General features: G+C 65.3%; 28 protein-coding genes. 19 read left to right on the top strand and 9 right to left on the bottom strand.

The window, feature by feature from the left end; all coding sequences use genetic code 11:
• Window positions 1-48 precede the first annotated feature (48 nt).
• Window positions 49-1,056: a magnesium/cobalt transporter CorA gene (corA, locus tag AC6I21_RS00960; RefSeq protein WP_138174592.1), complete on the bottom strand. Its 1,008-nt coding sequence runs from the start codon at window positions 1,054-1,056 to the stop codon at window positions 49-51.
• A gap of 73 nt (window positions 1,057-1,129) precedes the next feature.
• On the opposite strand from corA, the gene AC6I21_RS00965 reads away from it, so the two are divergent.
• From AC6I21_RS00965 to AC6I21_RS01000, 8 genes are all read left to right on the top strand, one after another.
• On the top strand, window positions 1,130-1,804 hold the full coding sequence (locus AC6I21_RS00965; protein ID WP_391495632.1) for a TrmH family RNA methyltransferase: 675 nt from the start codon (window positions 1,130-1,132) through the stop codon (window positions 1,802-1,804).
• Window positions 1,805-1,976: 172 nt separating this feature from the next.
• Window positions 1,977-3,341: a M23 family metallopeptidase gene (locus tag AC6I21_RS00970; protein WP_497762914.1), complete on the top strand. Its 1,365-nt coding sequence runs from the start codon at window positions 1,977-1,979 to the stop codon at window positions 3,339-3,341.
• A 151-nt stretch (window positions 3,342-3,492) separates the two neighbouring features.
• On the top strand, window positions 3,493-4,515 hold the full coding sequence (fbaA, locus tag AC6I21_RS00975) for a class II fructose-bisphosphate aldolase (RefSeq protein WP_138174586.1): 1,023 nt from the start codon (window positions 3,493-3,495) through the stop codon (window positions 4,513-4,515).
• Window positions 4,516-4,517: 2 nt separating this feature from the next.
• Window positions 4,518-4,934, top strand: coding sequence for a DUF3151 domain-containing protein (locus AC6I21_RS00980; protein WP_138174755.1), 417 nt, complete (start codon window positions 4,518-4,520; stop codon window positions 4,932-4,934).
• A 97-nt stretch (window positions 4,935-5,031) separates the two neighbouring features.
• Window positions 5,032-5,946 carry a hypothetical protein gene (locus AC6I21_RS00985; RefSeq protein ID WP_497762915.1) on the top strand — a complete coding sequence of 305 codons (915 nt, stop codon included), beginning with the start codon at window positions 5,032-5,034 and terminating at the stop codon, window positions 5,944-5,946.
• Between the two features lie 185 nt (window positions 5,947-6,131).
• Window positions 6,132-6,491, top strand: a complete 360-nt coding sequence (locus tag AC6I21_RS00990) for a hypothetical protein (protein ID WP_497762916.1) — start codon at window positions 6,132-6,134, stop codon at window positions 6,489-6,491.
• 334 nt (window positions 6,492-6,825) lie between these two features.
• Window positions 6,826-7,227 (top strand): hypothetical protein, encoded by a 402-nt coding sequence (locus AC6I21_RS00995; RefSeq protein WP_346921845.1) that lies wholly within the window; start codon window positions 6,826-6,828, stop codon window positions 7,225-7,227.
• Between the two features lie 468 nt (window positions 7,228-7,695).
• The gene (locus AC6I21_RS01000) at window positions 7,696-8,055 is read left to right on the top strand and encodes a hypothetical protein (protein ID WP_497762917.1); all 360 of its coding nucleotides are present in this window, start codon (window positions 7,696-7,698) and stop codon (window positions 8,053-8,055) included.
• 177 nt (window positions 8,056-8,232) lie between these two features.
• Here AC6I21_RS01000 and AC6I21_RS01005 read toward each other — a convergent pair whose 3' ends face one another.
• Window positions 8,233-8,451, bottom strand: a complete 219-nt coding sequence (locus tag AC6I21_RS01005; protein WP_497762918.1) for a hypothetical protein — start codon at window positions 8,449-8,451, stop codon at window positions 8,233-8,235.
• A 54-nt stretch (window positions 8,452-8,505) separates the two neighbouring features.
• Between AC6I21_RS01005 and AC6I21_RS01010 the strand changes: the two genes are divergently transcribed.
• Entirely contained in the window at window positions 8,506-9,141 is a 636-nt protein-coding gene (locus AC6I21_RS01010; protein WP_421014688.1) for a DUF4956 domain-containing protein, read from the top strand.
• Window positions 9,141-10,001, top strand: a complete 861-nt coding sequence (locus AC6I21_RS01015; protein ID WP_497762919.1) for a polyphosphate polymerase domain-containing protein — start codon at window positions 9,141-9,143, stop codon at window positions 9,999-10,001. Before AC6I21_RS01010 ends, AC6I21_RS01015 begins: the two co-directional genes overlap by 1 nt.
• Window positions 10,002-10,030: 29 nt before the next feature.
• Here AC6I21_RS01015 and mgtE read toward each other — a convergent pair whose 3' ends face one another.
• From mgtE to AC6I21_RS01040, 5 genes are all read right to left on the bottom strand, one after another.
• Complete coding sequence (gene mgtE / locus AC6I21_RS01020; protein ID WP_343831697.1) at window positions 10,031-11,386, bottom strand: magnesium transporter; 1,356 nt, start codon at window positions 11,384-11,386, stop codon at window positions 10,031-10,033.
• Between the two features lie 166 nt (window positions 11,387-11,552).
• Window positions 11,553-12,221: a response regulator transcription factor gene (locus AC6I21_RS01025; protein WP_346921848.1), complete on the bottom strand. Its 669-nt coding sequence runs from the start codon at window positions 12,219-12,221 to the stop codon at window positions 11,553-11,555.
• Entirely contained in the window at window positions 12,218-13,672 is a 1,455-nt protein-coding gene (locus AC6I21_RS01030) for a sensor histidine kinase (RefSeq protein WP_497762920.1), read from the bottom strand. Before AC6I21_RS01030 ends, AC6I21_RS01025 begins: the two co-directional genes overlap by 4 nt.
• Window positions 13,659-14,063: a hypothetical protein gene (locus AC6I21_RS01035; protein ID WP_497762921.1), complete on the bottom strand. Its 405-nt coding sequence runs from the start codon at window positions 14,061-14,063 to the stop codon at window positions 13,659-13,661. The genes AC6I21_RS01030 and AC6I21_RS01035 overlap by 14 nt, the downstream gene beginning before the upstream one ends.
• Before the next feature lie 101 nt (window positions 14,064-14,164).
• Complete coding sequence (locus AC6I21_RS01040) at window positions 14,165-14,650, bottom strand: Lrp/AsnC family transcriptional regulator (protein WP_497762922.1); 486 nt, start codon at window positions 14,648-14,650, stop codon at window positions 14,165-14,167.
• A gap of 125 nt (window positions 14,651-14,775) precedes the next feature.
• Here AC6I21_RS01040 and kynU point away from each other — a divergent pair, with 125 nt between their 5' ends.
• The 3 genes from kynU to AC6I21_RS01055 all read left to right on the top strand — a co-directional run bounded on the left by kynU (window position 14,776) and on the right by AC6I21_RS01055 (window position 18,220).
• Window positions 14,776-16,056 carry a kynureninase gene (gene kynU, locus AC6I21_RS01045; RefSeq protein ID WP_497762923.1) on the top strand — a complete coding sequence of 427 codons (1,281 nt, stop codon included), beginning with the start codon at window positions 14,776-14,778 and terminating at the stop codon, window positions 16,054-16,056.
• Between the two features lie 120 nt (window positions 16,057-16,176).
• The gene (locus AC6I21_RS01050; protein ID WP_497762924.1) at window positions 16,177-17,586 is read left to right on the top strand and encodes an amino acid permease; all 1,410 of its coding nucleotides are present in this window, start codon (window positions 16,177-16,179) and stop codon (window positions 17,584-17,586) included.
• 10 nt (window positions 17,587-17,596) lie between these two features.
• A complete protein-coding gene (locus tag AC6I21_RS01055; protein WP_054820926.1) occupies window positions 17,597-18,220 on the top strand; it encodes a thymidine kinase in 624 nt (207 codons plus the stop codon).
• A gap of 37 nt (window positions 18,221-18,257) precedes the next feature.
• On the opposite strand, the gene AC6I21_RS01060 is transcribed toward AC6I21_RS01055, so the two are convergent.
• A complete protein-coding gene (locus AC6I21_RS01060; protein WP_346921853.1) occupies window positions 18,258-18,803 on the bottom strand; it encodes a TetR/AcrR family transcriptional regulator in 546 nt (181 codons plus the stop codon).
• 128 nt (window positions 18,804-18,931) lie between these two features.
• Here AC6I21_RS01060 and AC6I21_RS01065 point away from each other — a divergent pair, with 128 nt between their 5' ends.
• From AC6I21_RS01065 to AC6I21_RS01090, 6 genes are all read left to right on the top strand, one after another.
• Window positions 18,932-19,549, top strand: coding sequence for a GyrI-like domain-containing protein (locus tag AC6I21_RS01065; protein WP_497762925.1), 618 nt, complete (start codon window positions 18,932-18,934; stop codon window positions 19,547-19,549).
• Complete coding sequence (locus AC6I21_RS01070) at window positions 19,546-19,983, top strand: hypothetical protein (protein WP_497762926.1); 438 nt, start codon at window positions 19,546-19,548, stop codon at window positions 19,981-19,983. The genes AC6I21_RS01065 and AC6I21_RS01070 overlap by 4 nt, the downstream gene beginning before the upstream one ends.
• Before the next feature lie 18 nt (window positions 19,984-20,001).
• Entirely contained in the window at window positions 20,002-20,571 is a 570-nt protein-coding gene (locus AC6I21_RS01075) for a TetR/AcrR family transcriptional regulator (protein WP_497762927.1), read from the top strand.
• A complete protein-coding gene (locus AC6I21_RS01080; protein WP_497762928.1) occupies window positions 20,568-21,533 on the top strand; it encodes a DMT family transporter in 966 nt (321 codons plus the stop codon). Before AC6I21_RS01075 ends, AC6I21_RS01080 begins: the two co-directional genes overlap by 4 nt.
• Window positions 21,534-21,610: 77 nt before the next feature.
• Window positions 21,611-21,979 carry a hypothetical protein gene (locus AC6I21_RS01085; RefSeq protein WP_497762929.1) on the top strand — a complete coding sequence of 123 codons (369 nt, stop codon included), beginning with the start codon at window positions 21,611-21,613 and terminating at the stop codon, window positions 21,977-21,979.
• Between the two features lie 241 nt (window positions 21,980-22,220).
• Window positions 22,221-23,510 carry an adenylosuccinate synthase gene (locus AC6I21_RS01090; RefSeq protein WP_138174555.1) on the top strand — a complete coding sequence of 430 codons (1,290 nt, stop codon included), beginning with the start codon at window positions 22,221-22,223 and terminating at the stop codon, window positions 23,508-23,510.
• Window positions 23,511-23,628: 118 nt separating this feature from the next.
• Here the strand turns inward: AC6I21_RS01090 and AC6I21_RS01095 are convergent, their stop codons facing one another.
• Window positions 23,629-24,252 carry a flavodoxin family protein gene (locus AC6I21_RS01095; protein WP_497762930.1) on the bottom strand — a complete coding sequence of 208 codons (624 nt, stop codon included), beginning with the start codon at window positions 24,250-24,252 and terminating at the stop codon, window positions 23,629-23,631.
• Window positions 24,253-24,493 lie beyond the last annotated feature (241 nt).

Here is a 24,493-nt window from a genome sequence, read left to right on the forward strand (position 1 = left end):
CCGCGCTCGGAGCCCCGCCGTGCCCTCAGAGGACCGTGCGGAAGATGCTCAAAGCCATTTGTTCTTCTTGAACACCAGATACAGTCCCAGCGCGGCGGCCACCATGAGCCCCAGCGCGTAGGGGTAGCCGAAACTCCATTCCAGCTCCGGCATGATCTCGAAGTTCATGCCGTAGATGGCACCGATCAGGCTGGGGGTGAACAAGATGGCGGCCCACGAAGAAATCCGCTTCATCTGCTCATTCTGGGCCAGACCCGTTTCGGTCGCCCGCTGTGAGGCCAGGGTCGCCGACAGGGACAGGGCGTTGGAGAGCAGGGCGCGGAAGGACTCCACCCGTTCGGCGCAGCGAATTGCGTGGTCGATGACGTCCACCAGGTTGGCGTCCAGGCTCTTGGCCTCATCCCGATCCATGCCCGTGCGCCGCACCAGCCGGCGCAGCTGCTCCAGGACCTCGGGCAGTGGGGCCACGGCGCGCTGGAAGTCGATCACCTCGCGGGACAGCTCGTAAATGCGCCGCGAGACGTCCAGGTTGCCCTGGAAAAGCTGTTCATCGATCTCGTCGATGTCATTTTGCAGCCCGTCGATCACCGGGAAGTACTCGTCGATCACCTGGTCGATGATGGCGTACAACACCGCCGCCGGGCCGCTGGCCAGCAGCTGTGGGGACTGCTGCAGGTGCCGGCGCACGGTGGCCAGCCGCGGGGACTCGGCGTGGCGCACGGTCACCACGAAGTCGTCGCCCGCGTAGATGTGAACCTCCCCGAACTCCACCTCCTCGACGTCATCGAGGTAGCGTGCCGGGCGCAGCACCATAAACAGATGGCCCTCGTAGCGATCGAGCTTCGGGCGCTGGTGGCCCTTCAGGGTGTCTTCCACGGCCAGTGAATGCAGGGAGAATTGCTCGCTGACCACCTGAAGCTCCTGTTCGGTGGGTCGGTACAGGCCGATCCACCCCATGCCGCCGGTGCGTCGCATCACTTCAAAGGTCTGGTCCAGGTCCTGCGGATGGGCCACGGCCTTGCCCGCCACGTAGATGACGTTGTCGATCACTGTCACCGGTTACCACCCGTTCGTTCCATGGACAGAAAGAATCCCATGACCTACTACCCTAGTAAGAGTGAGTCAAGAAGTGCATGATCCCTCCCGCGAGTCGACCGCCCAAGGTGAGGCTGCAGGCCAAGACACGGCGCAGAGCGAGGTCGGTGTCGGTCCCTGGCAGGGCCCCTGGCCGCAGGATGAGCGGCTGGATCCGCAACTGCTGGAGCACGGGGACCGGCGCAACGTGGCCGACAAGTACCGCTACTGGTCCATGGAGGCGATCGTCGCCGACCTGGATGAACGCCGCCATGACTTCCACATCGCCATCGAGAACTGGCAGCATGACATGAACATCGGCACCGTGGTGCGCACCGCGAACGCGTTCCTGGCCAAGGAAGTGCACATTATTGGCCGCCGCCGCTGGAACCGGCGCGGTGCCATGGTCACCGATCGGTACCAGCATGTGCGTCACCATCCCACCGTTGAGGACTTTGTCCAATGGGCCCAGGGCGAGGGCCTGGCGGTCATTGGGGTGGACATCTTCCCGGACTCGGTGCCGCTGGAAACCTATGAGTTGCCGCGCCGCTGCGTGCTGGTCTTTGGCCAGGAAGGGCCCGGACTGAGCGATGAGGTGCATGCCGCAGCCGAGGCCACCTTGTCCATTGAGCAGTTTGGCTCCACCCGCTCCATCAACGCAGCCTCCGCGGCCGGTATTGCCATGCATGCCTGGATCCGCAGACACGTGTTTAACCAGCAGGTCGGCTAGCCGCCACTCCAAAACTCCCCTACTTTTTACTCAAGCGCCTTTATTAGTCGCGCGGGAGTGCCTAGGCTTGGAAGTGTTCGTCCTCGGGGGAAAGCGGGCACTTGTGAAACGGCGTCACCAGGTTAATCGCGAGCTCTTGCTGCCCACGCGCACACGCGGCGCGCGCCGTGCCGTGAAAGTGTCCTTAACCGGACTGGCGGCAGCCGGCCTGAGCGCGGCCCTGGCCTTCCCGCTGGTGGCCCAGGGCACCGAGGACCGTCAGGGCAACATCCCGGTTGCGATCGATGCGATCGGCGACCCGAACTTCTTTGCCGGTGATGTTGTCGTCGACCAGTACGCGCCGCTGGCGGTATTCGGTGGATCGGGCAAAGTGGTGGCCATCGATGGCCGGCCGGTGGAGATGCTGAAGGGCGCCGCCCCGCACACAGCGGCACCGGACCGGGATTCCCCCCGGGCGCCGCTGCTGGCCGGGCAGGTGGGGCAGCTGGGTGTGCTGCCCGGCAGCCTGCAGCTCATGCACCCGGTCACGACACGCAACATTTCCAGCCCCTACGGGTGGCGCAAGAATCCCACGGGTCCCGGCAACCAGATCCACATCGGCCAGGACTATCCCATCGCCTGCGGTTCACCGGTCTATGCCGCCGAAGCCGGCCGCGTGGTCGTCTCCGGTTGGCGCGGCCATTCGGGCAATCGGGTGACCATCGACCACGGGAACAATGTGCACACCGGCTACAGCCACAACTCCCGCCTGCTGGTGGGGATCGGGGACGAGGTCGAACAGGGTCAGCTGATCGCCCGCAGCGGAACCACCGGCAACTCCACCGGATGCCATGTGCACTTTGAGGTCATTGTGGATGGGCGCTGGCACGACCCGCGCAACTACCTGCCGGGCATCCCCGGGCAGCGTCAGGCCATGATCGACTCGCGGCGGCTGACAGTGAAGTCCCCGACCCTGCCCGGCGGCGGCCAGCATCGTGAGGAACCGACCCCGCCAGCCGCGGCGCCGGATCCGGATGTGGTGGTGCCGGAGGATGACACCCCGGTGGTTCCCCAACCCAAGCCCCGCAAGCGGCCCAGCTCAGCACCGCCCACCCGCCCGGCAGCGGAACCTTCCCCGTCCTCAACGCGCCCGGATAAGCCGCACAGCTCACCTATACCGAGCACATCGCGTCCCGCACCCCCGAGCTCGACCTCGCCGAGCCCGGAGGAGAGCAGCACCCCACCGAGCGCCGAAGGCTCCAGCCCGTCCTCGACGGTACCGACAGCGTCGCCAACGCCCACCGATTCCACACCCCCGGAAACCACGCGAAGCCCGCAAAGCGAACCTTCTGAGTCCACCACCGCGCACAGCCGGAGCGCCCCGCACACCGAGTCCCCGGATCGCGAACCCACCCACAGCGCGCCGGCCCAGCAATGTGAAGAAGCAAGCCCCTCGGTCCTTGAATCGCTGGTTCCCTCCGACAGCGCCTCGCCCTTCGACCGGTCGACGCCGCCCACGCATGGGTACCCCGCGCCCAGCGGCCCCACTGCCTGCTAGGTCAACCGGTGGGTCCGGCGCCCGGTGCCCGGCGTAACTGGCGCGTCACTTACCGTGGCCTCCTGATGCCAACCCAGCGAGGAAGCTAGGATGGAAACGAATTGTCGTCGAGGATGACGGGTTATCCCCGCTCAATCACCAGGAGTGAAGCATGCCTATCGCAACCCCGGATAAATACAACGCCATGATCGACGCTGCCAAGGCAGGGGGATACGCCTTCCCCGCCGTCAACGTCACCAGCTCCCAGACCCTGAACGCGGCCATCCGCGGCTTCGCCGAAGCCGAGTCCGACGGCATCATCCAGGTTTCCACCGGTGGCGCCGCCTACTTCTCCGGCGCTTCGGTCAAGGACATGACCGCGGGCTCCCTGGGCTTTGTGGCCTTCGCCCGGGAAGTCGCCAAGAACTACGGGGTCAACATCGCCCTGCACACCGACCACTGCCCGAAGGACAAGCTGGATTCCTTCGTGCTGCCGCTGCTGGCCGCCTCGGAGGCCGAGGTCAAGGCCGGACGTGACCCCTTCTTCAACTCGCACATGTGGGACGGCTCCGCCGAGACCCTGGACGAGAACCTGCGCATCGCGGCCGAACTGCTGCAGCGCACCTCCGCCGCCAAGCAGATCCTGGAAGTTGAGATCGGCGTCGTGGGCGGCGAGGAGGACGGCGTGGAAAACGCCATCAACGACAAGCTGTACTCGACCGTTGAGGATGCCATGGCCACCATCCAGGCCCTGGGCACCGGCGAACAGGGCCGCTACATCACCGCCCTGACCTTCGGCAACGTCCACGGTGTGTACAAGCCCGGCGGCGTGAAGCTGCGCCCGGAAATCCTGAAGGACATCCAGGCCCAGGTTGGCTCGAAGGTCGGCAAGGACAACCCCTTCGACCTCGTCTTCCACGGTGGCTCGGGCTCCTCCGAGCAGGAAATCGCTGATGCGGTGTCCTACGGCGTGATCAAGATGAATATTGACACCGACACCCAGTACGCCTTCACCCGCCCCGTGGCCGGACACATGTTCACCAACTACGATGGCGTGCTGAAGGTTGACGGGGAAGTCGGCAACAAGAAGACCTACGACCCGCGCGTCTGGGGCGCCAAGGCCGAGGAATCCATGGCCGCCCGCGTGGTTGAAGCCGCGCAGCAGCTGGGTTCGGCCGGGAAGGCCCTGAAGTAATGATGATTGGCAAGAACCTGCTGGGCATCCCCGAAACCCTGCTGCCGGAGGAGACCGAGGTTCTTGAGCGGCTGCAGGCCGGCGATGAGCCGGTGGATGTTGCCGCCAAGTACCCCGCCTCCTCGCTGGCTTGGGCACTGCTATCCAACGAGGCCCACGACGAGGGGCGGGCGGTGGAGTCCTACGCATACGCGCGGGTCGGGTACCACCGCGGCCTGGATGCCCTGCGGCGAGCCGGTTGGAAGGGCCAGGGCCCGGTGCCGTGGCGTCACGAACCGAACCGCGGCTTCCTGCGCTCGCTCTATGCCCTGGGGCGTGCCGCCGCCGCCATCGGTGAAAGCGAAGAGGTGCAGCGCATCTCGGACTTCCTGAACGATTCGGACCCCAACGCGAAGGCCGCCATCGAGGCCGGCGAGTAATCCGAGTAGCACCATCCGCGCCGTTGCCCGGTCCGATCCCGCATCGGTCCGGGCATTCGTGCGCTCAAACGCGCCGGACGGCGGGGAGGGGAAAATCATGAGCAACCCAAAATTCCGGGTTCGCCGAATACTGATTCCGGACTGGCATAGGTCAGTTGCGGGGGTTTACGAAGTCGAGGCGACTCCTCGCGGTGCTTCGATCCCAGCCTTTAGGCTCCGTACTCGTTTTCCCGTGGATGTCATGAGCGCCAGTCGACAACCCGGCAGCTTACTTGCCCAGACGAACCAGATTGAACCTCGTTTGGCGTCCAGCATCGTTCAAGAAGCTGACCGCGCGGCGGGAAAGCGAGGTATTCTCTGGGCTAAGTTTGCGAAGACCGAGGAACCCGGACCCTGGTGCGGTTCGGAGAAGGATCATACTGAACCGGAATGGCCAGTATCTTCAGCACAGGAACGAATGGTCCTGATGCAGTGTCAGTGGATGGCCGAGTGGTTCAGTCGCGAAATGGGTAAGCCCGCCCTCCACGAGACATATTCACTGCTCAGTCGCGGAACTCCAGGTCCTGCTCTTGAACAGCTCCTTGCGACGGTTCGGAAAGGGGGAACTCCTGTTCCGCGTCGTTATGCGAACACCTTCGAGCGTCTGGCTCTAGTGTGTGGTCTACCCGACGATGTGGCCACATCGATCTGGTCATTTGTGTCGCCAACAGATGGTGTGAACTTCTGGTCGGAGCTTTTGCCATTACCAAGAATTAGAGTTTGTTGGGTGCCCGAAGTGGAGGATGAGTTGGTGGAAATTGAATTTACGCCGATTGGATCCTCGGAACCAGAATGGGTCGAGACGAAAAAGTTTCCGACCGGGTGGGCGCCGGGGCCCAGCGAAGCGAGAGAGGTCCTTAACGACCTGCTAGATCGAGACTTCGCAAAGAGCCTTACGGATCTCATCGAAGACGAGCAGTATGCTCCAGCGCACCGCTGGCTGTCGCTATTCCGACAAGACGAATTGGAATGACAACAACTGGGAGCGGGGTTGTCGTTCAATAGTCCGACGGATCGTCGGACGCGGAAGGGTTGCCCGAGGTTCTGGGTGTAGGCATTTCTGAAACATGACCGCCAAGAAAGGAACCTAATTTATCTTGGCGGTACGAATCAACCATGCCTCCCGAACCCATGGAACCGAGGAGCGATCATTGATACATGGTAGTTGAACTAGAACACGAATCGTTCGGGCAGGTTGCGGATCAGTTGCGTGAACTAGCCGCCTACGTGGAACACGAGCGTCTCATTGCTGCGGCCCAAACCTTCAGGGCGTTCGCCAGTGAACTTGAGGAGGAAGTCCTGCCCGATCGACTGCGGCAGATCGCCAGCGAACTGCAGGAGGCGCTTCGAGCCGGTCCCATGAGTATCAGCGATCACCCGATAACGAATTCAAGCGGGGAAGTGGATCCCCAAGTCGCGGCACGATTCGATGCGCTCATCGAGCAACTGCGTAAATTCGCGCGACAGACCAGTCGCCGACCCAGCATGTTCGGCTTGCTGGGCAAGCGAAAACGATAGGCAGTTCGTCAAGGTGCCGTTCACATTGAATTGAATGCCAATCGGCGGTCAGGCAAGTGACGGCGCACCGGCACCCACCGATTTGGACGAAAAATCGGGCTGCGCGCGGAGATTATGAGCAGATGGATGCCTAGAAAGATAAGTGTTCCTGAGGATCCATGGCAGCAAGTTGAAGCGGCTGGCGGAACAGGTAGGGCGCCGCTTGACGACGGTCGGTCGTCAGCTTGACGCTACCTCTGGAAGCTACAAACACGGTGGTTTGCATGGAGATTGCAACAGTGAGCATCGAATCGCCGTTCGAGGAAGATGACTGTAATGGAAGTTGGTGGAGACAATGATCGAGAAAGCTGAGCGCAAACCGCGTTATGCCAAGGGGGCCGACGCCGTGTCCTGGGCTGTTGCCATCGCCGCTCCATTCTCGGCAGTTGCGTTGTCTCTGTTCTTCGTGGGGGTGGGTGTGCTTCCACTGCTTTTGCTGGGAGTAGCCGTAGGAGTGCTGTGTGGATCTGCGATGTACTATTTTCTGCGTCCAAATCTGGCTGGTGTGGCGCTTTCACTAGTGGTCTTCGCCAGCGTTGCGCTGCTTGGCCTGACCGAGAGCCGATGGCTGGGTTTGTGGCCAACGGAATTGGTGAGTGCGGTGTCCGGGGCCATTATTGGGGCACACTTCAGGTTCCTGGCGGATCGGCGCTATTCGAGAACCGGCAATGTGTCGCGTCGTGAGGGAAGAGTTTGAAGAACGCTCGGTCCAGGGTCCGCCGAATCAATAATGGCGCCCGCAATTTTCTTCGCGGTGCGTTGTATAACGTCGAGGCAATCCCGCCGGCGCGGTTATGTCAGCTTTCCGTGGAGGGGCAAGTAGCTCCCCAATGACCCATGAACGAAATCTGTAGACATCGGCGCATGGACTCCAATCTTTACTAGTCGACGTAATGTTGTTGGTTCAACAAGCCGATCGAACCCGCTGGAAAGGCGGTGCCGGGCGCCGGGACAAGTGGCAGTCGCTATTCAGGGGGACGTGATCTCGAGCCAATCACGGTCACGTCTTTGAAGGCGGGTTCAGGCCGACGACCCCAAGACATGCCAGACATATCGCGCCGCAAACCGGATTTAAGGGATCATGCTAGTGGCGGGACGTGAACCAAACAGGAAAACCGAATTCTCGGCGACTCGGCGACTCGGCGACAGGGGAGCTCATAGGAAAATGGCCGCTCAATTAGACGGAGCATCAGGCAAGGAGTTAGCAGGCAAGCTTCAACAGCTTGCGAGGTACCTTGAGGGAATGTGGCAACCAGAAATTGCCCAGAAGTACGAAAAGGCTGCACTTGAACTTGAGCGCGGTGTCACGCCACAACGGCTATATCAAATCTGCAAGACGGTTTTGGGAACGGTCACCGGACACCATGATGGTCTGTTGGTAATTTACGTTCAAAAATCTGACGGATCACCGGACTCCAGAGAATCTGAAAAATATAATGTTTTACTCAAAGAAGTTCAAGCTTTCGCGCGCCGAACCGTTATTGTTGCTAGATTCCATTGGGCTGCCCGTGGATTCCGGTGGTAGGCATTAAAAGGTCATCTGACGCACTGTATCTAATGAAATAGGCGACCGTACTCCTCGGGGCGAAGTGCGGAAGGACTACACACTGGGGGCGTGGGTCGAATCTTCCGATGGGTGCATCGGGCAGATCTGGCTCCTGAAAGGGGCACCGCAACCCGGTGAGCTGCCTGGTTCAGCGATCTAGTTGACAAGAAGACGCTGGAGTTGGTCTATCTTCTGATCGCTTCCGGAGGCGCCCGATCCGCCCTTGACCCCTCGTGCGCCGGGGTCCCTTGCTCTCTCGGGTGATTGATGCGGGTTTTTCAGGGCTTCCACTGGTAGCGCCGGACCGTCAGTTGTTGTCATGCATCCCATGACGCACATGAGAGTCTTCTCATCGGCTTCTTTTATTTCCTTCATTTGGCCTTCCTACTCTTGAAACAAGAGATGAACTTCCGGTGAAAGGTAAATGAAATGTTGTCATTCTGGATGGCGCTGGCGGCCAATGTTCTTGGCATGACGGTGCTGGTTTACTTCGTGTACTTCCGTCGGCACTTCCGCCGCGACCTCGTGCTGGCCTACATTGCCCTGAGCATGGGCATCTTCGCGGTCACCCTGCTGCTCTCAGGCAGCGGCGCAGGGATGGGCCTCGGCTTGGGGCTGTTCGGCATCCTGTCGATCATTCGTCTGCGCTCGGACACGCTGACCCAGGAGGAAGTGGCCTACTACTTCATTTCCCTGGCCATCGGTCTGGTCAACGGCCTGCACCCCGATCCGGCCTGGTTCTCCCCGGCGGTGACCGCCGCCCTGGTGTTGGTCATGTTCCTGGCCGATCACCCGGGTTTCGCCCCGCGCACCCAGCGCCAGACCGTCACCCTGGAACGCGCCTACCCGCGCAATGAGGACCTGGTCGCGGCACTGGAGGAACTGCTGGGCGCCAAGGTGCTGCGCACCGTGGTGACCGAGCTGGACATGGTCCGGGATCTGACCATCGTTGACGTCCGCTTCCGGGTGACCCCGGCCACCGGCACCAAGGACTTCCACGGCACCTACGAGCTGGCCAATGTCCCCTCCCAGGTTCCCGGCGGCAAGCAGGAGACGTGGTCCTAATGACTGCGGCACCACAAGACGTCCACGCGGCGGGCACCGGGCATACCGGACGCGCCCGCCAGGCGTTGGAGGAAGCCGTCGCCCACCGGGCCCCGATCCAGCTGGAGGAAGTGATCCGCGAAGCGGCCCTGCAGACCCGGGTGGACCGCAAGTTCCTGTTGACTCCCGAGCAGTTCACCGCCATGGTGCAGAAGCTGGGGAAGGACTTCAGGATCATGCAGATCGAGGGACTGCGCACCTTCCGCTACGAGTCGGTGTACTTCGACACCGCCGATTTTGAGCAGTACCGTGCCCACCGGCAGGGTCGGCGCCGGCGCTACAAGGTTCGCAGCCGCACCTACGTGGACACCGGGTTGTCGATGTTTGAAATCAAGACAAAGGGACTGCGCGGCAACACGGTCAAGCACCGCATCGAGCAGGACCCTGCCGACTGCGGGCGGCTCACCGAACGCAGCATGCGCTTCCTGGACGAGGTGATTGCCCGTGAGTACGGCGAACAGGTGCCGGATTTGCGCCCGGTGCTGGACAGCTCCTATGTGCGGGCCACCTTCGTGAACCCGCTGGATGGGGAGCGGGTCACCTGCGACGTGGAGCTGGCCTATTCCAATGGCCGCGAACAGGTGGACGGCCCGGACCTGGTCGTCGTGGAGACCAAGTCCGCAGACGGGCGGGGGGTCTCGGACCGGGCCCTGGCGGAGCTGGGCATCCGGCCGGAAAGCATGAGCAAGTACTGCATCGGCGTGGCACTGCTGAACCCGCAGCTGCCGGCCAACTGCTGGAGCCGGCTGCTGAAGCAGCGGTTCAGCGCCCCGCGCGGTTCCCGGGGGCCGGGACGCCGGATCCCCAAGACCCGTCCGTAGCCCGTGGCGGCGCCCCGGCGGTCCTGGGACTAGTTCAGGCCCAGGACCGCGGTGGCGATGGAAAAGTAGATCAACAGGCCCGTGGCATCGCAGAAGGTCGAGATGAACGGGTTGGAGAACACCGCCGGGTCGGCGCCGATCTTCTTGGCCAGCAGGGGCATCAACCCTCCAACGCAGGCGGCCATGACACAGATGGAGAGCAGGGTCAGTCCGATCACCGCGCCGATGTCCATGCCGTAGACCAGTGAGGCCACCGCGAACCCCAGGGATCCAAGGGCCGCACCGAGAATGGTGCCCACCCGCAGTTCCCGCCAGATCACCCGCGGCAAATCTCGCAGCCGCACGTCTCCAACGGCCAGCGCCCGGGTGACCGTGGTGGCCGCCTGGTTGCCGGTGTTCCCGCCGGTGCCGGTGAGCAGCGGGATGAACAGGGCCAGCGCCACCACCTGGTCCAGACGGTCCTCGAAGATTTCCAGCACCTGCACCGTGAGCACCGCGGAGAGCGCCAGCACGACCAGCCAGACGATGCGGCTGCGGACAATGCGCAGGACCGAGGTGCTCAGGTAGGAGCGCGAGATCAGCTCCGAGCTGCCCGAACGTGCGGCGCTGCGCGCGGCGGCCTCATCGAGGATCGCCGAGGCGTCATCGTTGGTCAGCATCCCCACCAGGCGTCCGTCGGCATCGGTGATCGGCATCGCCACCAGCTTGTGCTTCATGAACCTTCGGGCGACCTCCCGGCGGTCTTCATCGGCCCGCGCGCTGATCGGCACGTCGCTGATCTGCGCCAGCCGGTCCCCGGGTTCGGCCCCCAAGAGGTAGCGGATCCCGATCACTCCGGTCAGTTTCCGGTCTTGGTCAATCACCGGCAGCAGGTAGACGGTCTCCGGTTCGCGGATCCGCGAGCGCAGGTACTCCAGCGCCTGCCCGGCGGTGAAGTTCTCATCCAGGCCCAGCACGGCCGGGGACATGTAGCGGCCGATCGCGGTGCGGGGGTAGCCAAGCACCAGTGCGGTCATCTGGCGCTGGTCGGCGCTGAGCGAGGTGAGCAGCTCCTCCCGCACGGCGGCGGGCAGCTCATCGAGCAGGGAGGCCCGGTCATCCGGGGCCAACGCCTCCACCAGGGAGTTGATGTCCTGGCCCTGCAGCACCGAGAGCAGCTTGCCCTGGTAGGCCGGGGCCAGGTCCTGGAACACCCGCAGCCGGGTCTCGGCGTCCAGCGCCTGGAACAGTTCGGCGCTTTCGGTGGGGGAGGTGGCCTGGATGAGATAGGACAGCTCGTCCACCGACAGCTGCCGGGCGTGGTCGGCCACGCTGACCAGCGGGCCCTGCCCGCCCGGTCCGTTGCGCAGCGTCCGCTCGATTTGCTTCATGATCTGTGTTGACACGCTGCGCTCCCGTGATCCCGCTCTGCCTGGTATCCGGTTCGGGCGGGCGCCGCGAACCCTCACCAGCACCGTATCCACCGGCCGCGCCGCTTACAATTCACCTTCGGTGGACATCGAGCAAACACCCAGCCTCACTGTTCGGCCCGCCCCCGCCGGCGGGGAACCGCTAGGCTTCCCGGGCGAGCCGGTAGCCCATGCCGCGCACCGTCTCAAAGCGTGCTCCGCCGAGCTTGTTGCGCAGGTAGCGCACGTAGACGTCCACCACGTTGGAGCCCGGGTCGAAGTCATAGCCCCACACCCGGGAGAGCAGCTGTTCCCGGCTGAGCACCTGCCCGGGATTGCGCAGGAACGCCTCGGCCAGCGAGAACTCACGGGCCGAGAGATCCACCTCCGCCCCGTCGACCTCCACCACCCGGCGCAGCAGGTCCATGCGCAGGCTGCCGTGCTCAAGCACCGCGGTGTCCGCGCCGTTGTCCTCGCTGCGCAGCCGCAGCCGCACCCGGGCCAGCAGCTCATCAAAGTGGAAGGGCTTGGCCATGTAGTCATCGGCCCCGTCCCGCAGCCCGGTGACGGTGTCATCCACCGAGTTGCGGGCGGTGAGAATGATGACCGGCGAATCGATATGCGCCGAGCGCATCCGGCGCAGCAGGCTGAACCCGTCCTCGTCGGGCAGTCCGATGTCCAGGATGATCAGTTCGTAGAAGCCGTTCTGGGCGTGCTCGAACCCGTCCGCGGCGGTGTCGCACACGGCGGGGGCGAAACCGGCGGCCTTCAAGCCCTTGGCGATGAACGAACTGATCCGTGCCTCATCTTCGATGATCAGGATCCGGCTCATGGGGTGGGGGCTCCTTCGGCTAGGGGGATGTCGATGTAGAACGTGGAACCGCTTCCGGGGGTTGAATCCACCCAGACCTTACCACCATGGGATTCGGCGATGGCCGCGACGATGTTCAGCCCCAGGCCCGAGCCCATGGCCCGTTCACTGTTCTTCCCGCGCCCGAAACGCTCGAAGATCCGCTGCAGGTCATCGGGGGCGATGCCCACCCCGCCATCGCGCACCCACAGGCGCAGGCACGGGGCTGATCCGTCATTGTGCACCAGGGCCGAACCCAAATCGATGCGGGAGCCGGGGCTGGAGAACTTCACCGCGTTGGCGCTTAACTGCAGCATCGCCTGGGTGATGCGCGAGGCGTCGAGCCGGACGCTGGCCTCGGCACGGTGCCCGATGCGCCAGTCCCGTTCGCCCAGGCCCCGGGCCTTGTCCAGGATGTCATCCAGCAGCGCCCCCACCTCGCAGGGCCGGCTGACCACGAAGTCGGCCTGGTTCGCCCCGGCCAGGGTCACCAGGTCGTTGATCAGCAGCGACATCCGCTTGAGCTCATCCAGCGAAATTTCCCGGGTCTGGGCCACATCCTCGGCGTCATGCACGTCCATCAGCTCCAGGTGCCCGCGGATGATGGTCACCGGGGTGCGCAGTTCATGGCCCACATCATCCAGCAGCTGGCGTTGGGACTGCAGGGCCGCCTCCAGGCGGTCGAGCATCTCATTGACGGTCACCGTCAGCTCGGCGAACTCGTCGTGGCCGGTCACCTCGATGCGGGAGGAGACATCGGATTCGGAGATCTGCCGGGCGGTGTCCCGCAGCCGGCGGATGGGCTCGAGCATCCGCCCCACGATCAGCCAGGCCGCGATGGAGGCCAGCACCACGACCATGGCCCCGGCGGCGATGAACACCATGATCTGGGTGTTGATGTGCCGGACCTCGGAAGTGTAGTCATAGGCCAGCACAAAACGGGCCGGCTTGGGATCCGAGGCCAGCTGGATGGGCACCACCATGGCCCGGTAGGTGCTGTGCTGGGTGGAGACATTCTCGATGCGCACCCGGGCGTCGGTGGAACTGTTCTTGGCCCACTCCAGGAATTCCGGGTCATCCTCCAGGCGCAGTGTCACCGAATGCGGCGCGGTCCACTGCAGCTGATCGGCGCTCAGGCCCAGCATGCCCTGGTAGCGGGCCGGCACGGTGCGCTGCATCGCGGTGTACAGCAGGTCCTCGGCGTGTTGGAAGCCCTGTTTGGTTTGCGGATCCACCCCGGTCTCGGCCAGCACCCGATATTCCTCCACGGTGCGGATCAGCGAGTCATCCAGCCGGTCGTTGAGCTCGTGGCGCTCCAGCACGTACATGGCCGTGCCGGCGGTGGCCAGGGCAATGGCCACCAGCAGGATCATCCCGGTGATCACCTGGGCCCGGATGGGCATGCGCCGCTGGCGCGGCCTAGTCGTCGTCATAGTCGTCATCATCGTCCCATTGATCATCATCCCAATCATCGTCGTCGTCATCGTCATCGGTGACGCGCGGCGTCGAGGGGGAGGTGGGCGGCAGGGGCTTGACCGGCCCGTGGGAGCGCGACGGCGTGGGTTTGGGGGTGGGGCTTGGCTTGGGCGTGGCCTTTCCGCTGGCCGGTGGGTCACCGACCTTCGGGGTGGGCTCTTCGGAACCGGGAGACGGGTCGCTGCCGGTGCCCGGCGGATCGGCGGGCGGCTGGTCCACGACCACCCCCGGCCCCAGGTCTCGTTGTGTCGGCCCGGAAAGCACGTGGGCGATTCCCACGGCGCCCAGGGTGAGCAGCACGATGACTGTCACCACGACCAGGATGCGAAAGATTGCCTGCCTACCCATGTGATCCATTCTCCCCAAGCCAGATGAGACGAGGATGAGAACCGCCGCGCACGCCGGCCCGCCGGCCTGCACCAGCGTTCCCCGGCGCCCGCCGGCGGTTTTCAGCGTAGATGCTCGAAGATGATGCTGGTCTGGGTGGAGGAAAAGGCGGGGTTTGCCCCCAGGTGGCGGGCCACAAAGTCCCGCAGCTCGTCGATGGTGCTGGTGGCCACCCGCACCAGCAGGTCCGGCGTCCCGCCCAGCACGAACACGTCACGCACCTGGGGCAGCGCACCCAGGGCCTGGGCCGAGGACAGCATCCGGTCCCGGGCATGGGCGGCGACCACGATGGAGATCATGGCGTTGACGCTCACCCCCAGCAGCTTCTCGTTGATGCGGGCCTCATAGCCCTGGATGATCCCGCGGGCCTGCAGCGCCCGCACCCGTCCCAGGCAGGTGGAGGGCGCCAGGCCCACCCGGGCGGCGAGCACGTTGTTGGCCACGCGGGCATCCCGGCCCAGTTCAGCCAGGATCGCCAGGTCCGTCGCATCGACGCGAACCGGATTCGACGCACCATCCTCGGGCACCGGAAATTTCGAATCAGCCACGGAACCTCCGGCCCTTCTTGCGCAGAACTTCGGCTGCGCCACCACAATCTTGATTCCAATTCTATGATGGGGTTTCACCTCCGATCACGCGCAGACACCGGCGCACCGTTTGTTGAAAGGTCACGATGAGCACTCAGATCAGTCGCGAAGCCCTGCAGGCCCTGGACCGCCAGGATCCCCTGGCCTGCTTCCGGGACCGTTTTGTGTTGCCCGAGGCGGTGATTTACCTTGACGGCAATTCGCTGGGGCCGCTGCCGGTCGGGGCGGCCGAACGGGCCGCCGAAGTGGTGAACGAACAGTGGGGCCAGGGGTTGATCCGCTCCTGGAACACCGCGGGCTGGTTTGAGCTTCCCACCCGGCTGGGCGACAAGCTCGGAACACTGCTGGGGGCCAACCCCGGGGAAACGGTGGTCACGGACACCACCAGCCTGAACCTGTTCAAGGCGCTGGCCTCGGCGCTGCGCATCCAGCAGGTCGACGGACCCGGGCGCCGGGTAATCATCACCGAGCGGGACAACTTCCCCACCGACATCTACATCGCCCAGGGCCTGGCGGATTTGCTGAACTCGGTCACCACCGAAACCGGCGTGGACTACGAGGTACGGCTGATCGACACCAAGGACGAACTGCTGGCCGCCCTGGGGCCGGACACCGCGCTGATCTCCCTGTCCCACGTGAACTACCGCACCGGGCGGATGTGGGACATGCCCGCCATCACCGCCGCCGCCCATGAGGCCGGGGCGCTGGCGATCTGGGATTTGGCCCACGCCGCGGGCGCGGTGCCGGTGGACCTGAACGGGGCCGACGCGGACTATGCGGTGGGCTGCACGTACAAGTACCTCAACGGCGGGCCGGGCGCCCCGGCGTTCATCTGGGTCAACGCCCGGCACCAGCGGCGTTTCTGGCAACCGCTCTCCGGCTGGTGGTCGCACGCCCAGCCCTTTGCCATGGATGAGGACTACGCCCCGGCCGATGACGCCCGCCGCTTCATGTGCGGCACCCAGCCGATCACTTCGCTGGCGATGCTCGAGGTGGGCCTGGACGTGTCGCTGGAGGCGGACCAGCACCAACTGCGGGCCAAGTCCCTGGAGCTGACCGACCTGTTCATCGAGCTGGTGCGCGAACGCTGCCCCGGACTGGGACTGGAACTGGTCACCCCGCAGCAGCACGCCGAGCGCGGCAGCCACGTCAGCTTCCGCCACCCCCACGGCTACGCCGTGATGGCCGCACTGATTGAGCGCGGGGTCATCGGGGACTACCGGGAACCGGAGGTGCTGCGTTTTGGGGTGACCCCGCTGTACCTTTCGCGCACCGATATCTGGGATGCGGTGGAAATTCTGCGTGAGGTTCTGCACACCGGGGCCTGGCAGCGGGAGGAGTTCACGCGTCGAAACGCGGTGACCTAGTCCAGCTTGGCGTCCCGGGACCAAGACCGGGGCAGGCAGCGGCCCCGGGGGTGGGCGCGGTAGCGTTGTTCACGGCGCCCCAGCGTGGGGCGCGGTGAACTGTGAATCCGAGGACGGTACGTGTCAGAAAGTACGGTGCCCAACGCCACCGGCGGCGGGCTGAAGCGCACCCTGGGCTCCGGGCAGATGTCCATGATCGCGCTGGGCGGCGCGATCGGCACCGGGCTGTTCATGGGCAGCAAGCTGGGCATCGAGATGGCCGGCTCCAGCGTGATCCTCAGCTACGTGCTGGGCGGGCTGATCGCGCTGCTGGTGATGGGCGCGCTCGCCGAAATGACGGTGCAGCACCCGGTGTCCGGCTCCTTCGGCCTCTTCGCCCAAAAATACCTGGGCAACTATGCCGGGTTCATGACCCGCTACCTGTACTGGTCCGCGCTGGTGCTGGCGGTGGGGACCGAGGTCAGTGTGGTCGGGCAGTACATGCAGCTGTGGCTCCCGCAGGTGCAGCCGCTGTTGTGGGTGGTCCTGTTCTCGGTGGCCCTGCTGGGGGTGAACATGAGCAATGTGCGCGCCTTTGGCAGCACCGAGTACTGGTTCTCTGCCATCAAGGTCTTCGCCGTGCTGGCCTTCATCATCGTGGCCGGGTGGCTGGTGCTGGGCAGCGGCAACCCCGACTACGGGCTGGCGAACTACACCGCGCAGGCCCCGTTCTTCGCCGGCGGCCCGCTGGGGGTATGGGGTGCGGTCATCGTGGCGATCTTCTCCTACATGGGGGTGGAGGTCATTGCGATCGCCGCGGCCGAGGCCCGTCAGCCGCGGGTGGCGGTGCGCCGGGCCTTCAAGGTCACGTTCCTGCGCCTGCTGCTGTTCTACATCGCCACCCTGGGCCTGATCCTGTGCATTGCCCCGCGTGATGAGCTGCTTAACGGCGGATCCCCGTTCGTGACGGTGATGCAGGTGGTGGGGATCCCCTACGCCGATTCGGTGCTGAACTTCGTGCTGATCGTGGCCGCGCTGTCGGCCATGAACGCCCAGCTGTACGCCGCCTCCCGCACCCTGAAGTCATTGTCCGAGGTCGGCTACGCGCCGGCGCTCAGCGGCAGGGTTGCTGCCAACGGGGCCCCGGTGCATGCGGTGTGGATGTCCGCCGGGGGGATCGCGGTCGCCGCGGTGGTCTACGCCCTGGTGCCCGAGGGCGGGATGGGCATCATGATTTCCCTGGCGACCTTCGGCGCCATGGCGACCTGGCTGATGATCCTGCTCAGCCACGTGGCCTTCCGCCGCCGGCATCGCCAGCAGGGCACCACCCCGGACTTCCGGCTGCCAGGCTTTCCGGCCGGTTCGCTGCTGGGCGCCCTGCTGCTGGCCGGACTGCTGGTGACCTCCCTGTTCACCGAACAGTTCCGCCTCACCCTGGTCTTTGGCGTGCCGTTCGTGGTGGTGATCAGCATTATTTACCGATTCCTGGGGCGCCGGGCGGACAAACTACACTCGGGAACCGTGGCTTCCGGGCCATCCGGTACGAGCTAAGGGAGCGTCAGTGGCCAAACTGTATTTCCGCTACGGGGCAATGAACTCGGGCAAGTCGACCAGCCTGCTGCAGGCCGCGTTCAACTATGAGGAGCGCGGCCAGCGCATCGCGCTGGCCAAGCCGGGGGTCGACACCAAGGGGGACAGCTCGATTGTGTCCCGGCTGGGACTGGAACGGGAAGTTGACTTCGTGGTTGGTCCCGCGGACAACCTGCGCGAGCAGTTCGCGGCCCTCGCCTCCGGGGAGGACCCCGAGGCGCTGCTGACCCACGTGGATGCCCCGCCGGTGGCGTGCCTGCTCGTGGACGAGGCCCAGTTCCTCAGCCGTGACCAGGTTGATGACCTGCTGCGCATCGCGGTGCTCGATGACGTGCCGGTGCTCGCCTACGGCATCCGCACCGATTTCAGGACCCACGCGTTTCCCGGGTCGGCCCGGCTGATGGAGCTGGCGCACTCCCTTGAGGAGCTCAAGACCATCTGCCGTTGCGGGCGCAAGGCCATGTTCAACACCCGCCGGGTCGGCGATGAGGTGGTCTTCGACGGGGACCAGGTCGCCATCGACGGCGAGGACGTCTGGTATGAGTCGCTGTGTGCCGGCTGCTATCTGCGGCTGTCCGGCGGGGAGCTGAGCTAGTTTCCCTGCCGCCCTGCGGCGGGCGGGACGTTGGGGCTCAGCCCGTGGTCTTCGGCAACAGCCCGGCGACCGCCCGCTGCAGGGCCCAGTCAAACCCGTCCGCCTGCTCGTGGCTGACGTCCAACTGCACCAGGTTCTGCCGGTAGGCCACCGACCCCAGAATGTGGTTCAGCAGCAGCTGGCGGCCGAACGCGGCCTCCTGGGCCGGCAACCCGGCCGACTGCAGCAGCCGATCCAGCTGGGCCAGCGGGGCCAGGCCGGTCACCTGCAGGGCGCTGGCCACCTCAAGCACTTCCGGGCTGTCCTGGATGGGCAGCAGGGTCAGATACAGCTTGCGGCACAACTGCAGCAGCGCATCGCGGGGGTGCGCAAAATCGGTGGGATCCACCGCGAGCTGCGGAGTGTTCAGCAGGGCAGCGGCGACCTGGCCGAGCAGTTCCTGCTTGTTCTTCACGTGCCAGTACAGCGCCCCCACCTGGACGTCCAGTTCCCGGGCCAGGCGGCGCATTGACAGGTCGGCCAACCCAAACCGCTGCAGGATATCCACTGCGGTGCTCACCACCGCCGACTGAGTTAGGGCCATACCCACCAGTCTAGGGGCAGTTGTCCCGCCCTGCGCATTAGCCCCCCTGCCGCTGGGATAGGTGACCTGGGTAGTCTGGACACCAGGATTCAGGGCCGTGCGCCCATGACGGGGAGGGGTGAGCCGCAGTGGGAGCGAAGGTGGACTTCAAGCGGCAGATCGAGGCGTATCGTGCGCCGCGCGGACGCGTCCAGCGGATTGCGGTGCCCGCCCTGCAGTACCTGATGATTGACGGGCACGGTGACCCGAACACCTCCCATCGCTTTGCGCAGGGCATCGGGGCCCTATTTCCGCTGGCCTACAAACTCAAGTTCCACAGCAAGAACGAACTGCGGCGGGACTATGTTGTCATGCCCCTGGAGGGGCTGTGGTGGGCCGAGGACATGGGGGCCTTTACCGTCCGGCGGGACAAGTCCCAATGGCTGTGGACACTGATGACCATGGTCCCGGACTGGATCAATGCGTCCCTGCTGGACCTGGCCCGCCAGCAAATTGGGGCCAGCGGCGCCAGTCCGCTGCTGGATCAGGTGCGTCTGGAACGACTGGAGGAGGGAACGTGTCTGCAGACCCTGCATGTGGGTTCGTTCGATGACGAGGGCGGGGTGATGGGGCAGCTGCATGCCCACGCAGCGGATGCCGGCCTGCGGCTGACCGGGCGGCATCACGAAATCTATTTGAGCGATATCCGGCGCAGTGCGCCGGATAAACTGCGCACCATCCTGCGCCAACCGGTGACCGGCACATGAAGGAGCCCCGGGGCCAGCGCCCCAGAGGTGGTCAGGGGCAGGGGCATGCGTCCGATGAGCAGGTCGCGGCCCAGCACAGGTTCCTGCGGGAGGTCGTGGCCGCGTTGCCCGCGCTGAGTTCGATCCTGGCCAGCCAGTTTGCCGCCTGCCTTGTCGAAGCCGCCCCGCACTGCGGCCAGTGCCTGGTCCTGACCAGAAGGGGCGCTGCGGCCCCATTGCCGGCGGGAGTGGAAAACCCGTTACCTCTCGATGCGCAGATCGATGAGGTCCCCGGCGCGGCGCAGGTGCTGCTGTGGCATGAGGCAGGGTTCGTGGAGCAGGTGGAGATCTGCTGGTTCGGTCAGGAGCATCCGTTGCTGGGGGATTTGCGCCTGATTGCGGACGCGTCGCCGCGGGCCGTCATAGTTCCTGGGCCACCACAGGTTCTAGACTAGTCTGTCTAGTGGAGGTGGATGATGTCCCCACGGATCAGTGCCAGGGAGAGGCTGCTGCAGGAAGCGGCGCAGCGTTTCTACGCGAACGGGATCGCCGCCACCGGCATCGACGGGATCATCCAGGGTGCCGGGGTGGCGAAAATGAGCCTGTACAACAACTTTGGGTCCAAGGCCGAGCTGGTCGCCGCCTACCTTGAGCGGCGCCACCAGCAGTGGCTGGAGCTCTACCGTGAACGCTTGGGCCGCCAGCGCGGGGCGCAGGCCGGGGTGCTGGCGGTGGTGGACGCGTACCTGGACCACGCGCACATGGCCTACGCGCACGGTTTTCGCGGGTGCGGCCTGCTCAACGCGGCGGCCGAATTGCCCGTCGGCCACCCTGGTCGTGCCGCCGTGGCCCGGCACAAGGCCGAAGTTGAAATCCTCCTGCGCGGGCACCTGGGCACGCAGGACCCGGGGCGGGCCGCTGCGCTGGCCGAACAGATCTCCTACCTGCTGGAGGGTGCCATGGCCCGGGCCGGCCTGGAAGGCAGCGACCAGCGCCTGGTGGCGGCGCGCCGGATCATCGCCGGATGGGTGGAGTCCCGGTGAGCCGCGCCGCGGCCCCCGGCATCCTGGCCCTGGTGGTCACCTCGATCCTGTGGGGAACCACCGGGACCGCGGCGAGCTTCGCCCAGGGCGTCTCCCCGCTGGCCATTGGGGCGGCGTCCCTGGGCATTGGCGGACTGCTGCAGGGGATGATTGCCCTGCCCCAGCTGCGCCGGCAACGCTCGGAGCTGCGTCGGCGCGGTGGGCTTCTCGCCGCCGGCGCGCTGGCGGTCTTCGTGTATCCGCTCGCTTTCTATTCCTCCATGCATCTGGGCGGGGTGGCCCTGGGAACGGTGATCTCCCTGGGCTCCGCGCCGGTGCTCTCCGGAGTGCTGGAACGGATTTTTGACGGACACCCCCTGCGGGCACGGTGGTGGCTGGCCGTGGCCGTGGGGGTAGCCGGCAGCGTCCTGCTGTGCCTGGCCCGCAGCGCCGGTGACCAGGCCGGGCAGCAGCAGGTCGTGGCCAGCGTGTTGCTGGGTCTGCTGGCCGGGGCCAGCTACGCGCTGTACTCCTGGGTGGTGGGCCGGCTGATGGGCAGCGGCGTCGAGCGCCGCGCGGCGGTGGGGTCGGTGTTCAGTGCCGGCGGGCTGCTGCTGATGCCGGTGCTGCTGCTGACCGGCGCGCCGCTGTTGGCTTCGGCGGTGAACACCTGGGTGGGCCTGTATTTGAGCCTGGTCCCGATGTTCCTGGGGTATGTGCTCTTCGGGGTGGGACTTTCGCGGGTCAACGCCAGCACCGCCACCACCATCACCCTGCTGGAACCGGCGGTGGCCGCCGTGCTGGCCGTGCTGATTGTGGGCGAACACCTGGGCGTCGTTGGATGGCTGGGGGTGGCGCTGATTGGGCTGGCGCTGGGTGTGCTGGTGTACTCTCCGCGGCGGATCACGGCCCAAGGCCGGCCGCGCGGCCCCGCGCGGTCCAGCGGGGGGCAGCATTGCCCAACCTCCAGGACGATGCAGTAACATCGCCTTCTTATGCACCACGCTGGCCGATGAACCGGACACCGCGGGGGTGCGCGGTGTCGATCTTTGGAGGAAGAATGCGCAGCAGTACCGTGGGTGGAGCCCTGGAGGTGCTGCTGTTCGCCGGCGCGGGCCTGGTGGTCCTGCTGAGCCATTCGGTGCTGTTCCAACTGCCCGGGCTGCTGCTGCTTGGCGGAATCGTGCTGGCGTACCGGATGACGGTGCGGGGGCATATTCTGGGCTGCGCCCCGCAGGTGGCCCGGGTCTACCGCAGGAACACGCTCATCCTTGGAAGCGTGGGGTTCCTGGGCCTCTTTGATCCGCTGGGCTGGCCAGCCGCGCTGCTGCTGTTTGTCCTGGCCGTGGTGATCGGCAAACGTGCCCGTGACTACGGGCACCCGGCCACGGAGCGAGGGGATGTCCCGCGTTTGATGCAGCTTTTCTAGTTCCGGATCCGGGTCCGGGCCTGCTGGCGGAGCCGGCGCAGGCAGAACACATGACGGCACACGGCAACGAGCTCGAGAATAACCTACCGGTTCGCTAAACTTTGGTTGTAAGAGCCCCCTGAACTCTTATGGTGGACCCATGGTCCTGTAAGTGCGTCAAGGGGTATATTTTTGCCCGGCACCGTGCCGGGGCGGCGCGAAGCACGCCGGTACCACTGCTTTACGCAAGGGGGAGGATCCCATGCCAGCAATCGTGATCGTCGGCGCCCAGTGGGGCGACGAAGGCAAGGGGAAGGCCACCGATCTGCTCGGTGGCAAGGTCGACTACGTGGTCAAGCCCAACGGCGGCAACAACGCCGGGCATACCGTGGTTGTTGGCGGTGAGAAGTATGAGCTCAAGCTCCTTCCCGCCGGCATCCTGTCCCCGAACGCCACCCCGATCATCGGCAACGGCTGCGTGGTGAACCTCGAGGCCCTGTTCGAGGAAATTGACGGGCTGGAAGCCCGCGGGGCGGACACCTCACGCCTGCGGGTCTCGGCCAACGCCCACCTGGTGGCCCCCTATCACCAGACCATGGACAAGGTCACCGAGCGTTTCCTGGGCAAGCGGGCCATCGGCACCACCGGCCGCGGCATCGGGCCCACCTACATGGACAAGATCGGCCGCCTGGGCATCCGGGTGCAGGACGTGTTCGATGAATCAATCCTGCGCCAGAAGGTTGAAGGCGCGCTGCGTCAAAAGAACGAACTGCTGGTCAAGGTCTACAACCGCCGTGCGGTGACCGTCGAGGAAATCGTCGAGTACTTCCTGTCCTTCGCCGAGCGCCTGCGTCCACTGGTCATCGATTCCACCTATGAACTGAACAAGGCCCTGGATGAGGACAAGGTGGTGCTCATGGAAGGCGGCCAGGCCACGTTCCTGGATGTTGACCACGGCACCTACCCGTTCGTGACCTCCTCCAACCCGACCGCCGGCGGTGCGTCCGTGGGCTCGGGCATTGGCCCCACCCGGATCAACCGCTCCATCGGCATCATCAAGGCCTACACGACCCGTGTGGGTGCCGGGCCGTTCCCCACCGAACTGTTTGACGAGATGGGCGAATACCTGCAGAAGACCGGCGGCGAGTTCGGCGTGAATACCGGTCGTCCGCGCCGCTGCGGCTGGTACGACGCGGTCATGGCCCGCCACGCCTCGCGCGTGAACGGCTTCACCGACTACTTCGTGACCAAGCTGGATGTGCTGACCAGCATCGAGAAGATTCCGGTTTGCGTGGCCTATGACGTGGATGGGGTGCGCCACGACGAAATGCCGATGACGCAGACCGAATTCCACCACGCCAAGCCGATTTTCGAGTACTTCGACGGCTGGACCGAGGACATCAGCGGGGCCCGCAGCCTGGAGGACCTGCCGGAAAACGCGCGCAACTACGTGTTGGCGCTCGAGGCCATGAGCGGCACCCGGATCTCGGCCATCGGCGTTGGCCCGGACCGCGACCAGACGATCGTGCGCTACGACCTGCTCAACGACTAGTCTCCGTCGGCTGCCGGACCCGCCCGGTTGCCGCGCAGGATGGCCGGCACCCCAGGGGTGCCGGCCATTGCCCTGCCCAGGGCGGCCGCCGTCAACGGGGCGCCTGCGACGGTGTCCGCTAATCCTGCGGGGGCGCGGGGTAGGGGTTCTGCCGCAGCAGCCGAGCCAGGTGCGCGGTGTTGCGCACCGCGATGGAGGTGGCGTTCGCGGTCACCTCCGGGGTCTGTTCCAGATCCTGGTAGTCCACGGTGTGCATGGCCTCGCCCACCCAATAGGTGGAGCCCTGCGCCGGAAGGCTGAAGCCCACCTCGGCCAGCCCCTGGGAAAGCTCCGCCACCACATGGTGGGCACCGTCCTCGTTGCCCACCACCGCAACCAGGGCGACGCGGTCAAAGAGAATTGGACGCCCCTTCTCATCGGTTTCCGACAACTCGGCGTCCAGCCGTTCCAGGACGCGCTGCGCCGGGCTGGCCGGGTGGCCCACCCAGATGGGGGCGGCCATCACCAGGATGTCTGATTCCAGCATGGTCTTGCGGATCTGCGGCCAGGCGTCACCTGGGCCCATGTCGGTGAGCACCCCGGGTTTGACGTCGTGGTCGACCACCCGCAGCAGCTGGCTTTCGACGTGGTGCTTTTTCAATTCCTCGGCGACCTGCCGGGCCAGCAGGTCACTGCTGGAGGGCTTCGGGGAGGGGGTGAGCGTGCAGACCAGGATGAGGGCCTTGAGCGGTGTAGGTGTCATGCCCCCAGTCTGCGTGAGGCGCTCCACCCTGGCCACGGTCGCCAGCAGATCGCCAGCTACCGCCAAGTTTTGGCTCTTGCCAGCCGGTTGGGCAGCGCCTCCGGTCGTGCCCGGGCCCTCGGTGCACACCCCAAGTCCCTGCCTGGCACGACCTGACCTGGAAAAACCGGGTTCGTTCCGGCATGCTCGCCGGGTCGCGCCACGGCAAATTCCCTGCCCGCCATCGTGGCCGGGGGTGGAG

This window comes from Glutamicibacter sp. St.4D3, assembly GCF_059728615.1.